General features: G+C 66.6%; 9 protein-coding genes. 5 read left to right on the top strand and 4 right to left on the bottom strand.

Going from position 1 to position 12,307, the window contains the following annotated elements; genetic code table 11:
- Nucleotides 1-26 precede the first annotated feature (26 nt).
- Nucleotides 27-2,093, top strand: coding sequence for an acyltransferase family protein (locus ACQR1X_RS05345; protein WP_434898457.1), 2,067 nt, complete (start codon nucleotides 27-29; stop codon nucleotides 2,091-2,093).
- 339 nt (nucleotides 2,094-2,432) lie between these two features.
- Nucleotides 2,433-3,620 (top strand): TCR/Tet family MFS transporter, encoded by a 1,188-nt coding sequence (locus ACQR1X_RS05340; RefSeq protein WP_434898456.1) that lies wholly within the window; start codon nucleotides 2,433-2,435, stop codon nucleotides 3,618-3,620.
- 60 nt (nucleotides 3,621-3,680) lie between these two features.
- Here the strand turns inward: ACQR1X_RS05340 and ACQR1X_RS05335 are convergent, their stop codons facing one another.
- Nucleotides 3,681-4,925, bottom strand: coding sequence for an NF038122 family metalloprotease (locus ACQR1X_RS05335; protein ID WP_434898455.1), 1,245 nt, complete (start codon nucleotides 4,923-4,925; stop codon nucleotides 3,681-3,683).
- 249 nt (nucleotides 4,926-5,174) lie between these two features.
- Between ACQR1X_RS05335 and ACQR1X_RS05330 the strand changes: the two genes are divergently transcribed.
- Entirely contained in the window at nucleotides 5,175-6,125 is a 951-nt protein-coding gene (locus ACQR1X_RS05330; protein WP_434898602.1) for an aldo/keto reductase, read from the top strand.
- A gap of 280 nt (nucleotides 6,126-6,405) precedes the next feature.
- Nucleotides 6,406-7,569, top strand: a complete 1,164-nt coding sequence (locus ACQR1X_RS05325) for a TAXI family TRAP transporter solute-binding subunit (protein WP_315800457.1) — start codon at nucleotides 6,406-6,408, stop codon at nucleotides 7,567-7,569.
- 31 nt (nucleotides 7,570-7,600) lie between these two features.
- Here the strand turns inward: ACQR1X_RS05325 and ACQR1X_RS05320 are convergent, their stop codons facing one another.
- A complete protein-coding gene (locus ACQR1X_RS05320; RefSeq protein ID WP_434863972.1) occupies nucleotides 7,601-9,040 on the bottom strand; it encodes a sensor histidine kinase in 1,440 nt (479 codons plus the stop codon).
- A gap of 5 nt (nucleotides 9,041-9,045) precedes the next feature.
- Nucleotides 9,046-9,717 carry a response regulator transcription factor gene (locus tag ACQR1X_RS05315; protein ID WP_315800459.1) on the bottom strand — a complete coding sequence of 224 codons (672 nt, stop codon included), beginning with the start codon at nucleotides 9,715-9,717 and terminating at the stop codon, nucleotides 9,046-9,048.
- 433 nt (nucleotides 9,718-10,150) lie between these two features.
- On the opposite strand from ACQR1X_RS05315, the gene ACQR1X_RS05310 reads away from it, so the two are divergent.
- Complete coding sequence (locus ACQR1X_RS05310; protein WP_434898454.1) at nucleotides 10,151-11,707, top strand: glycosyltransferase family 39 protein; 1,557 nt, start codon at nucleotides 10,151-10,153, stop codon at nucleotides 11,705-11,707.
- A gap of 108 nt (nucleotides 11,708-11,815) precedes the next feature.
- Here ACQR1X_RS05310 and ACQR1X_RS05305 read toward each other — a convergent pair whose 3' ends face one another.
- On the bottom strand, nucleotides 11,816-12,139 hold the full coding sequence (locus tag ACQR1X_RS05305; RefSeq protein ID WP_434898453.1) for a hypothetical protein: 324 nt from the start codon (nucleotides 12,137-12,139) through the stop codon (nucleotides 11,816-11,818).
- Nucleotides 12,140-12,307 lie beyond the last annotated feature (168 nt).

Here is a 12,307-nt window from a genome sequence, read left to right as displayed (position 1 = left end):
AACGTTCTTTTGGGGAGAGAGCGCACATGCACGCGCCAGTGGCCGGCTCGAAACCGGCTCCCGTGGTCGGCACGGCCTACAGGCCGGATATCGACGGACTGAGAGCTGTCGCAGTCATGTCCGTCGTCGTGTTCCACGCCTTTCCCCATGTGCTTCGCGGCGGCTTCATCGGAGTCGACATCTTCTTCGTCATATCCGGGTTCCTGATCACCTCGATCATCGTTGCGGATCTGGCGAACGGATCATTTCGTCTTCGGACCTTCTACGCGCGCCGTGTCAAGCGCATCTTCCCTGCCCTCATCGTAGTTCTCTTGGCCGTCCTCCTGCTCGGGTGCATTCTTCTGTACACCGACGAATACAAGGAGCTCGGCAAGCAGGTCGCGGCGAGCGCCGGATTTGCCGCGAACCTGCTGTTCTGGAAGGAGGCCAACTATTTCGACCTGGCCGCCGAAACGAAGCCGCTGCTTCACTTGTGGTCGCTCGGCATCGAAGAGCAATATTACATCCTCTGGCCGCTGCTGCTGTGGCTGTGCTGGCGGACAAGGAAGCGCGCCTTGCCGTACCTCGTGGGGCTGCTGCTCGTCGGGTCATTTCTGCTGAACATCAGAGCCATGGGCACGAGCCCGACCGAGGCGTTCTACTCCCCGCTCACGCGCGCATGGGAGCTGTTTGCAGGCGGTCTGCTGGCGATCGCGTCGTCGCCACACACCGGGCCGCTCCTCGGCGCCGTCCCTGACACGGGGCATCGATCCCCCGTTTCCAATCGGCTCGCGGCGTCGGGAATAGTCCTGTTGGCGGCGAGCCTGATCCTGATTTCGAGGAATACGCCATTTCCCGGGTGGGCGGCACTGCTGCCCGTCGCAGCGACCTGCATGCTCGTCGGCGCCGGACCGAATAGCTGGGTCGCCCGCCGGATTCTTTCGCATCCTGTGCTGGTCGGAATCGGGCTGATCAGCTACCCGCTCTATCTCTGGCACTGGCCCCTGCTCGTCCTGACCCGGGCCTGGATGGGCGAGGCGGGCTCCGCGCCGCTGCGCTGCGGCGGCGTCGCGCTGAGCGCCGGTCTGGCCTGGATCACCTATCGATTTCTCGAACGTCCAATCCGGTTCGGGCAATCGCCCTTGCGCTCGCTCCCGCTGCTCGGCGGTGCGCTGGCGACGCTCGCTGGAATCGGCGCCCTGGCCATGACCTACGGCTGGTCCTTTCAGCCGGGCGATCTGAACAGCTACGCAGCCTATTTCGATTCATTCCGCACGGGCGTGTCGCCAGCCCGCGAAGAGCTGGTGGAGATCAACCAGAACCAATGCAACTTCTACAACTTCGAGAGCGCGCTTCCCACGCGCGTCCCGCGGGACGGCATCAGCCCGGACTGCTACACCAGCCACTCCCGCAGAACGGTGCTGCTCTGGGGCGATTCTCATTCGGCCCATCTCTTCTACGGCTTACGGAAGACGCTGCCGGCCGATACGTCCCTGCTGCTGGTCTATGCGTCGGGGTGCCGTCCACACCCGATCGATCTGGCCAAACTGACGACCGATTACTGCGAGACGTCCAACTCATTTGCGCTGTCGACGATCAGGAAGGTCGTTCCGGATGTCGTGGTCATCTCATTCAACAATTCCTTCGATACGGAGTACCTGCGCGAAGTATCCCGGGACATCAAACGGATCGGCGTGAAACGGGTGATCGTGCTCGGACTGGCGCCGCATTGGGAGCCGTTCCTCTTCAAGGTGGTCATGCAGCATTATTGGCAGTTCACGCCGGCACGTATCGCGACGCACCTGGACCAGCATGCGCTCGGCATCGACAAGGCCTTTCGGAACGAGCTCCGGGCCGACGAACCGTTCGAGTATCAGAGCCTTCATGACTTCTTCTGCAATCGAGAAGGCTGCCTGATCTATCTCGATCGCAACCGGCGCGAGGGTCTCGTGAGCTTCGACAATGCGCACCTGCGCCCCCTCGCGTCCCTCTATCTCGCCGAGCACCTGCTCACCCCGTTGATCCAACGCGACGTCCTGCCGCCGGGCACGCGCAGCGATGCGCAGCCGCATGGCAGGACGGGGGCTCCCGATGACCGGCCGGCCGTGCCGTGAAGACGCGCATTGCCGGGATGGACCACGAGACATCCCAAGTCCCATCGACGTCTGCGTGCCATCACCCGACCAGAGCTCCGGCGTCGTGTCGATGAATATGCATCGAACGCGCCGATCGGCGTTCGGAAAAAAGCGGCTTGCGCTACCCGATCGCCGCGTGTAGATGGCGCCTGTCGCGAAAAGCGGCCGTTGCCTGCGGCCGAGTACAAGCCGTCCATCTGCCGTTCTGGCATGGACCGGCCCAGCGTCTCCCACACATCAATCGCCTGACCGATCGTCAGGCTCCAGCGAGCGGTCGCGCGTATCTGCGCCATCGGCTCGCGTGGACCGGAGCGCGCCATGACCAGGGCTGTTGCCGTCATCTATCTGACCATCGTGCTCGATGCCGCCGGCATCGGGCTGATCTTTCCGATCCTGCCGTCGCTGCTGCACGACGTGACGCACGCCGACAACGTGGCGTCCCTTCTCGGCGTCATGACGGCGCTCTACGCCGCGATGCAGTTCATCTGCGCGCCGGTGCTGGGCTCGCTGAGCGATCGGCTCGGCCGGCGCCCGCTGCTGCTGGTCTCGCTGACCGGCGCCATCGTCAACTACCTGTTCCTGGCCGCTGCGTCCGATCTCTGGATGCTCCTGCTCGGCCGCGCCATCGCCGGCGTCACCAGCGCAAACGTCTCGGTGGCCACGGCCTACATCACTGACATCTCTGCCGAGGAGGAGCGAGCCCACCGCTTCGGACTCCTCAATGCGATGTTCGGCATGGGATTCATCATCGGGCCCGTGCTCGGCGGCGCGCTCGGCGACCATTGGCTGCGGCTGCCGTTCGTCGCGGCGGCGGCGTTGAACGGATGCAACGTCGTGCTGGCGTTGCTGATGCTGCCGGAGACGCGACCACCGGACCCTGGCAGGATCGAGATCGCGGTCCTCAACCCGCTGCGGCCATTGCGCTGGGTGCTCGCCGTCAAGAGCCTGCTGCCGGTGGTTCTCCTCTTCTTCCTGTTCAGCGCGACCGGCGAGGCCTATGGCGTCTGCTGGGCGCTGTGGGGTGGCGACACCTTCCACTGGAGCGGTCTTTGGATCGGCCTGTCGCTCGGCGCCTTCGGCGTGTGCCAGATGCTGGCCCAGATATTCCTTCCCGGTCCGGCGGTGAGATTGCTGACCGAGCGCGGCGCCATCCTGACCGGGGTGACCTGTGTCTGCACGGCTCTCACGGCCATGGCGTTCGCCAGGCAGAGCTGGATGGTGTTTGGCGCCATGCCGCTGTTCGCGCTCGGCGGCATGGGCATGCCGGCCCTGCAGTCGCTCGCCACCCGGCAGGTCGACGAGAATTTACAGGGCCAGTTCCAGGGCGTGCTCGCCGCCACCGTCAGCCTCGCCTCGATCGTTGCGCCGCTCGGCTTCTCGAGCCTGTACTTCGCCGTCAGGGAGCAATGGCCCGGGGCGATCTGGCTGTCGGTCGTCGCCATCTACGCGGTCGCCATTCCCGTCGTTGTCACCCTGCGCCCGGCCAAGCCGGCGTCCGTGCCCTGACGTCTCGGAGCGATCGCCTGCGCCGCCCGTGCCCGGGGACGGCGCTCGCCCGCACGCCTCTCAGTTCGCGGTGATGCTGTGCAGATGCAGGGCCATCATGGAGTCGTAGTGGGAGTTGCCGGCATAGGGGTCGTGGACCGCGGCCTCGTGCATGGTGCCGGCGGCATGGGTGCTGCCACTCTCATTGGCGTCGGCCGCATCGGCCTGCGCGTTCGCCAGAACCTGCGCAGCGCCTGCGGCGTCACCGAGCTTGGTCAGGCTGGCGGCGGTCTCGGCCGCCACCGCCGAGGCGATGGCGGCGGCCTGCGCCGGCGTCTGCACCGGCGCGGCGACGCCTGCGGCCTGCGGGATCTGGGCCAGCAGCGCCTGCGTGTCGGGAGTCTTGATGTTGTAGCCGAGCGTCTCCAGCACCACGAGATCGATCGGCGACAGCGTCTGCGACGTGGTGGGGTTGTAGAACTCGTTCAAGGGATCGCGCGCGCCCTGGATGCCGGTGTTGAGGAAGTCGGCCGGGTCGGACATCTGGCCGTAATCGGCGATCTTGGTCACGCCGCCGTCGAGCGAGAAATAGGCGGGAGGGCCGGCGGCGATGTTGTTGTTGATCAGATGCTGTCCCGGCTTGGTGAAATCGAACAGGTCGAAGATGTCGAGATTGCCCGGCGACGGTACGCGCCCGAGCGCATGCGACAATTCGTGCAGCGCGACGCCGACCAGGGACTGAGTCGGGATGTCGGTGTTGAAGATGGCGAAGCCGTCCTCCGTCGTCGTGCTGTTTGGATCGATCAGCCCGAGCACCTTGGCCTGCGCGTTGGCGACGAACACCTGGGAATGGCCCTGCACCGCCCTGGTCGTCGGCAGATTGTCGAACACGGTGTCCCCGGCCGCCGCGTGATCCTGCAGATCGGCTCGGAGCTGCGTGTAGTTGGCGAGCACGCCGTTGCTGACATTGGCGCCGGCGCCGCCGCCTGTGCCGGCGAAATCGATCGCGAGGTTCACCGTGGCCTGATCGGTGATCGCCGAGGACAGGATCGCCGCCGCCTGCTCGACGCCGGCGCGGAAGCTTTCGGGCGCAGCCGCAGCGGCGGCATCGAAGGTGAGGTTGAAGGTCAGACCGCCGGTGTGAACCGCGACGGTCTCGGAGCCGTCGGCATGCACCACCGGATCCGACACCGCGCCGGGCGGCAGCACGAACGGCGAGGCGGCCGCGGCCGTGTTGGTGGTCGTGGTCTTCGCCGCCGCGGCCGGGTCCGGCATCATGAGGCCCTCCGAGCTCAGTCCGAGCTGGTCATAGGTCAGCGTGTTCATCAGACGGACTCCTCGATCATGGCCCCCGCGTCTCCAGCTGCGAGGCGTTCGCAAGCCGCGACCATCATCGGCAAGTGAGTGAAAAGTCTGACGCGGCCGGACCCTCTTCGCGGCAGCCGCGCCATGGTTTGGATGCGGCCGGGAAGCCCCGCCATGCTCCTGCCGCGCTGGTCACGCGCGGCGAATGACGGCAATCTGCGGCAGGCGTCCGCCACAGATCGATCCAACATCATCATCGAGAGCCTCCCCATGAAGATGCGCCCGCTCGGCCGGTCCGGCCTCAACGTTCCGCCCCTCTGCTTCGGCTGCAACGTGTTCGGCTGGACGGTGGACGAGGCAGCCTCGTTCCGCCTGCTCGACAAGGTGCTGGAGTCCGGGCTCAACTTCCTCGACACGGCGGACGTCTATTCGCGCTGGGTGCCCGGCCACACCGGCGGCGAGTCCGAGACCATCATCGGCAAATGGATGAAGCTGCGCGGCAATCGCGATCGTGTCATCCTCGCCACCAAGGTCGGCATGGACATGGGCGACGGCAAGGTCGGGCTGAAGCCCGACTACATCGCGCGCGCGGTGGAGGATAGCTTGCGCCGGCTGCAGACCGACGTGATCGACCTCTATCAGTCGCACAAGGACGACGAGGCGACGCCGCAGGAGGAGACGCTGGCGGCCTATGACAGGCTGATCAAGGCCGGCAAGGTGCGGGTCATCGGCGCCTCGAACTTCTCGGCGGAACGGCTGCAGGCCGCGCTCGACATCTCCAAGGCGAACAGCCTGCCGCGCTATGAGAGCCTGCAGCCGGAATACAGCCTCGCCGAGCGCGCATCCTACGAAGGCGCGCTGCAGCGCGTCTGCGAGGACAACGGCGTCGGCGTCATCACCTTCTTCTCGCTGGCCGCCGGCTTCCTCACCGGCAAGTACCGCTCGGAGGCCGATTTCGGCAAGAGCCCGCGCGGCCAGCGCAGCATTCCGAAATACTTGAACGAGCGCGGCATGCGCATCCTCGCCGCGCTGGATTCGGTCGCGAGGGAGACCGGAGCGCAGCAGGCCTCGATCGCGCTGGCGTGGCTGCTGGCGAAGCCCTCGGTGACGGCGCCGATCGCCAGCGCCACCAGGCCCGAGCAGGTCGACACCCTCGTGGCGGCGACGCAGCTCGCGCTGACCGCGGACCAGGTCGCGCGGCTCGACGCGGCGAGCGCGTGAGCGCACACGAACAGCGTCATCATTCAACCAGGCGTGCGGCGTTTCGACACGCACGCAGGACGGTCGTTCTCCACCGGACACGGCCTGTGATCGAGGACAGGGCGCTGCCAACAGCTGTCCTCGCACGCGATCACGCTCCTGCACCGCATTTTCAGCACAGCCGTGCAGCGGGCCGGGCGACTTTGCAGCATTTCGCGGATCGTCACCTCGCGGCCAAACTTCGGCCGGGATCGAACTGCTAAGTCCACCTCTAATTTAGAATGTATCGAGGAAGCGTTCGGTGAATCGTGTCGCGCGCGTAGCTGTTGGCGCATTCGTATTTGCATCGGTTCTGTCATCCCTCGTGGCGCCGACCGGCAGCGCCCGGGCGCAGCAATCACCGCAGCGCGCGCCGGCCGGCGCCCCGGTGGGCACGCTGCCGGACCGCGAGGCGCTGAACTCCGGCACCGTCACCGTGATCACCGCGCCGATCGGCGGGCCGATGTCGGTGATGGGCTCCGACATGGCAGCGGTGCTGGATGATGGCGAGAGCCTGCGCGTGCTGCCGATCCTCGGCAAGGGCTCGGCGCAGAACCTCATCGACATCGTCATGCTGAAGAACATCGACATGGGCTTCGTCGCCACCGACGCGCTGGAATTCGTCAAGACGGAATACAACATTCCAGACATTGCCCAGCGCGTGCGCTACATCGCGAAGCTGTTCCACAACGACGTTCACATCATCGCGCGGCGCGAGATCCGCTCGCTCGCGGATCTCAACGGCAAGCGCGTATTCGCCGAGCGCTCGATCGGCCTCCCGGCGGCGCGCACGATCTTCCGGCGGCTCGGCATCCAGGCCGACATCGATTCGCAGACCGACCCGACCGGCGGCCTGCAGAAGCTGATCGACGGCCAGGGTGATGCCTGGATCGCCTCGGTGTCGAAGGACGCGCCGATCATCAAGGGCATCAAGAACGAGGGCGGCCGGCTGCATCTGCTGCCGGTCCCGTATGACCGCGTGCTGCAGGACATCTATCTGCCGACGACGTTCTCGTCGGAGGAATATCCCAACCTGGTGCCGCCGGGCACGAAGGTCGACGCGGTCGCGGCCTCCACCGTGCTGATGGTCTACAACTGGCCGGAGAACAGCGAACGCTATCGCCGCACCGCGCGGTTCGTCGACGCGCTGTTCGGCAAGATCCAGGTGCTGCAGTCGCCGCCGCGGCATCCGAAATGGCGCGACACCGTGCTGTCGGCGCCGGTGCAGGGCATGATCCGCTTCAAGGCGGCGCAGGAATGGCTCGACGGCGCCCGCGCGATGCAGTCGCCGGGCCAGGACGCCAACCCGGCCGAATTCCGCAAGTTTCTCGACGAGCGCAAGGCGCAGGCGCGGATGTCGCCGGACGAGGCCGCGAGACTCTACAGCGACTTCCTGAAGTGGCAGCGCAGCAGGGAGCCACGCTGAGCACCGAACCGCCGGAAGCGACGTCCCGGCGTCAGGAGGGCGGCAGCAATCCCGCCTGCTCGGCCGTGCGCCGGACGGCCGGCAGGGCCGCATTCGCAGCGCCGCCGTGCTGAGGCGCGGCGCGCGCGAAGCTCAGCTCGACCGTGGTGCCGCCGCCCGGCGTCTCGCGCAGCGCGACGCGGCCCTGATGCGTCGCCATGACCTGCGACACGATCGAGAGCCCGAGCCCCATGCCTTCGCCGCGGGCGTGGCCGCGCTCGAACGGCTGCAGCAGGCGTTCGGGCTGATCGGATTGCAGGCCGGGCCCCGAATCGATCACGCGCAGGCGGGCAGCGGAGTCGACCTCGACCAGGATGGGACCGCCCGCGCCAGCATGCGCGACAGCATTCCTGATCAGGTTCGAGAGCGCGACCGCGATCGCGGGCTCCGAGCCGCGGATCCGGACCGGCGCATCGCAGCCGGCGAAGCCGATCTCGAGCCCGGCCTGCAGCGCCATCGGCACGTGCTCGGCGGTGACGCGCCGCGCCAGCGCGACCAGGTCGATCTCGCCCGGCTCGTCCGGCTCCATCGAGATCCGCGCCAGTTGCAGCAGCATGGTGACGATCGACGACAGCTTCTGGTTCTCGCCGACGAGCTTCGCGCGCAGGCCGGCATCCGGCACCGCCTCCAGCATGGTGCGGGCGTTGGTCAGCGGCGTCCGCAGTTCATGGGCCGCGTTGGACAGGAAGTTGCGCTGCGCCTCGGCGGCGTGGTCGATGCGCGTCAGGGCCCGATTGAAGGCGGTGACCAGCGGCAGCAGTTCAGCCGGCGCGTCGCGCTCGGGCAGCCTTCGGCCGTCGGGCACGCCGTCGATCATCTCGGCCGCGCGCGCGACCGCGCGCACCGGACGCGCGATCAGCGTCGGCACGAACAGCAGCGCCGCCAGCACCGTCGCGACCAGGACCAGGATGATCGGGAGCGCGACGATCGTCGCATCGGTCAAGGTGCCCGTCATCAGTTGCGTCGACGTGTAGGCGACGCCGCCGGTCTCGATCCAGACCTCGCCGACCGGCGTATTCCGGACCGCCGTCATCCGTTTCAGGCGCCTCGTCTCGCCGTCGATCGCATAGGCAAGAAAGCTGGTGCCGTCCCGCGAAGACGGCCCCTTGTGCGGCCGCCATTTCGGAATCGGCCCGTAGCTCACCTCGCCGCTCTTGTCGGAGACGACATACCAGAACGTCGGAAAGTCCTGCATGATCGTGTCGAGGCGGGGCGTCTGCTTGACGATCAGCTGGCCGCCGGCATCGCGGGCCACGGCCTCCTTCAGCGCGTCGGCGACGTCGGCCGCACCCCACGTGCCGTCATCGTCGCCGCCGAAGCGGATCAGCAAGGCGGCGGCGCAGATCAGCATGATGGTGGTGACGACCGCAATCAGCGTCGCGGAGAGCAGCGTGATCGAGCGCCGGATGCGGCTCAGCTTCTGCCACCTCATCTGCGTCACTCGCCGCTGAGGAGATAGCCAAGGCCGCGCACCGGCCTGATCGTGGCCTTGCAATTGGCTTCGCGCAGGCGGCGGCGCAGCCGCGACACATGGGCCTCGATCGCGTTCGACTGGATCTCGTCCTCGAAGCCGTAGGCTGCGGTCTCCAACGTCTCGCGCAGCACGACCCGCCCGCTGCGGCGAACCAGCGCCTCGAGGATCGCAAGTTCGCGCCTGGGCACCACGATCGGCGCCTCGTCGACGCAGACCGCACGGTTGACGATGTCGAATCCCAGATTGGCGATCGAGACCATCGCGCCGCGGTCGAGAAATAGACGGCGCAGCACCGCCCGCGCCCGTGCCACCAGTTCAATAGGCTCAAATGGCTTGGCGACATAGTCGTCCGCGCCCTCGTCGAGCGCACGTGCGATGTCGGCGGGATCGTCGAGCGCCGTCAGCACCACGGTCGCGGGGCTCGGCTTCTGCTGCCGCAGATCCGGCAGCAGCGCCAGCCCGTCGCCGTCCGGAAGACCGCGGTCGATCACCACGAGCTCGAAATTGCGCACCGCGATCGCCGCCCGCGCCTCGTCGAGCGTCGTGACGATGTCCGACGAGCCGAACGCCGTCGCGAGTGCATCCCGCAGCCAGAGCCCGAGCTGGGGATCATCCTCAACGACCAGAACGCGCACGCCATCCTCCCGCATCACCGACAATCGGCTGTTCCTATCATTACGGACGGATTACAATAGGATTACGTGGCGGCGTTCTGGTACCGTTGTTTTTCGTGGCTCAATCGAAGTTGACTGGTTCTGACAAGGCCGATTGCATGCCTGTCGCGACATCTCCGATTGCAAGCTGAACGGTTTCTCGGCCGGCGCGATTGCAGTCGCATGACGGGCCAGGCCGCGGACATCCGATTTTCCATCAGCCGGCAGGCCGGTAACGTCAGCCTTTCGTAATCGTCTTGGCCGAGACTGGCGCGCTCAAACACGCGCCGAGGATTCGCCCGCATGAAGCCTGCCGCATGATCGACCGGACATACCGGGCGATCCGCCATCCCTAATCGGCTGGGGGCGTCGATCGCGCGTCACATCCGTTGCCTCATCATTGATCGACATCGACATGTTCTATGACTTTGCGTTCTCGACCGTCGCCGAACGGTCGGACTGTCATCCGGCGGCCTGGCGTCGTCCATTCCTGCGCTGGCTGGACGGCATCGAGGCCGGCTGGGCCGTGCCGCTGCTGCTGGCGTGCTTCGTGGCCGTGTGGACGGTCTATCTTTCGATCGCCTATGCCGGTGCCGGCCTGCATCCTGACGTGATCGAGACCTGGACGTTCGGGCGGACGTTCGCCTGGGGCTACGACAAGCATCCGCCGCTGATGGGCTGGATCGCCGGCGCCTGGACCGCCGTCTTCCCGCTTTCCGACTGGTCGTTCCACCTGATGGCGATGACCAATGCGGCGCTGGCGCTGTGGTTCGTCGATCTCGTCTCGCGCCGCTTCGGCGGCGGCGACAAGCGGGTGATCGTGCTGCTGCTGCTGATGCTGACGCCGGCCTATCAGTTTCACGCGCAGCGCTTCAACGCCAACTCGGTGCAGCTGGCGACGTGGCCGCTCGCCACCTACTGCTTCCTGCGCGCGTTCGAAACGCGAACGACGTCCTGGGCTGCCGCCGCGGGTCTGACGACCGCACTCGCCGTGCTCGGCAAGTACTACTCGATCTTCCTGGTGATGAGTTTTGCCTTCGCCGCCACAGCGCATCCGCAGCGGCGCGCCTATTTCACGTCGGCTTCACCATGGATCTCCACGGTCGCCGGCCTCGCCGCGCTGTCGATGCATCTCGACTGGCTGGTCGGACATGACGCCGCGCCCATCCAGCACGCGCTGATGCACGCGCGCTCCACCCTGGCAACGTCGTCGCGGGATGCCCTGTTCTTCCTCTTGGGGCTCGCAGCCGCGATGGCCGTGCCAGCCGTCACCTGGCTGATCGTCGCCGGCGCCAGGATCAGGTCCTTCGCCACGGAGATGACCACGCTGAACGACGGCCTCCGGCTGTTGTCGTACATCGCCATCGGCACGGTCGGCCTGCCCGTCGTCAACGCGCTGATCATGGGGACCGACCTGCCATCGCTGTGGGCGCTGCAGGGACTGTTCCTGTTCGTCGTGGTGGTCGTCTGCGGCGCAAGCTATCCGATTGCCCGCTTCCACACCGTCAACATCGCGGTGCTGACGGCCGGGATCGCCGTCCTGGCCGCGATCGTCGCGGCGCCGCTGCACGCCTTCTACCGCAACCGGCACGGCTATGAGGAAGGCCGCACCTTCTACCAGCAGACTGCACAGGAAGCGACGCGGCTATGGCGGGATCTGACAGGAACACCGCTCGCGCATGTCGGCGGCACCGAGAGCCTTGCGCTCGCGACCGCCTTCTACAGCGCTGACCATCCCGCTTACGGTCTGCCCATCTCAGCCCACAAGACCGGTGCGGACTCTGGCAGCGAAGGCTGGATTTCGCTGTGCTTTCGCGACCAGGCGGATTGTATCGGCGCCGCGGAAGCGGCGGCCGCCCGATCCGGCAACTACGTCAGGCGTGAGTTCACGGTGCAGGCGCGGCTGCTCGGCTGGACGGGTTGCACACGAACGGTGGTGGCCTTCCTGGTGACACGGCCGAGCGAACCATAGGGCTGACGCAACGAAGGACGCGCAACAGCGTCAACGGATCCGAGCATACAGATAAAAAGCGAGGCCCCGCATCGGCGGGGCCTTGCATCGTATGCTCGGGCGGCGGTCTCAGTCTTTGTCCCAGGAGCCGTCGGAATAGCCGTCGCGGTAGCCGGACAGATAGCCGTCGCCATAGTTGCCGTCGTCCGCGTCATACTCATAGACGCGGTGACCACGATAGACGACCCGGGGCGGCGGATAGTCCTCGTAGCTGTCGACATAGGTCGGCGCGGAACGGGCGGTTGCCGCAGACCCGATCAGGGCTCCGATCGCCAGACCGCCGACGACGCCGGCGGCGACCGCCGCTCCGCGATTTCCGCCGGCGTTGGCCGGCGTGGCGATCGTGCCCGCGATGGTCGAGGCCACGATCATGAGCGCGCAAATTCGTTTCATTGGGTTCTCCTTGCGATCGGCTCAGCCGTCGTTGCGGGAGACTCGTGGCTGCGGCTTACAGCATCATTACAAACGGCGCAGCGAGAGTGTGAGCGCGAGCGTGACGCCAGGTCCATCATGGCAGGCCGTTCGGACGTGTGGGGCTGGGACACAAACCGAACGGCCCAC

It is taken from the genome of Bradyrhizobium sp. HKCCYLRH3073 (assembly GCF_051167995.1).
GTDB lineage: Bacteria > Pseudomonadota > Alphaproteobacteria > Rhizobiales > Xanthobacteraceae > Bradyrhizobium.
The sequence above is the reverse complement of the archived record's forward strand: the minus strand, read 5'-3'. Positions and strand labels throughout refer to the sequence as shown.